Consider the following 383-nt stretch of genomic DNA (forward strand, 5'->3'; position numbering starts at 1 on the left):
AACAGGTGTTCTATTTCAATCTGGCGCCCGGATACAAACGCCGCTATCGTTGTAAAGTGTGGCACGCTGTCACAACTGAGCGCTTTAAAAATAATATTGGTTTCACAGCACCACTGAATCTCTCGGCTTGACGTGATGCCCTTTGAATAGGCAAATAAAATGATTTTTAACAGTACTGCCGGGTCATAAGCTGGGCGGCCATTGTCGTCATTTTTATATTTGGGGTAAAACACGCTTAAATCCAATTTGTGTTCAATTAGATAGTGAATGGCATGTTCAAATGTACCGGCTTGCAATTGGTCTTGATAGTTAATGATGACCATGCTGGTTTGGTTGTAGTTGGCTGGAATAAACTTAGGCAAAATCAATCTCCTATGAAGATT

Annotated in this window: 1 protein-coding gene; it reads right to left on the reverse strand. The window is 41.0% G+C overall.

The genetic code is table 11. From position 1 onward, the window contains the following. Window positions 1–362, reverse strand: a 362-nt coding sequence (locus tag N7931_RS19650) for a transposase (RefSeq protein WP_262795992.1), incomplete at its 3' end; no start/stop codon positions are given. Window positions 363–383 lie beyond the last annotated feature (21 nt).

Source organism: Catenovulum sp. 2E275 (genome assembly GCF_025515275.1).
Classification (GTDB): Bacteria; Pseudomonadota; Gammaproteobacteria; order Enterobacterales; family Alteromonadaceae; genus Catenovulum.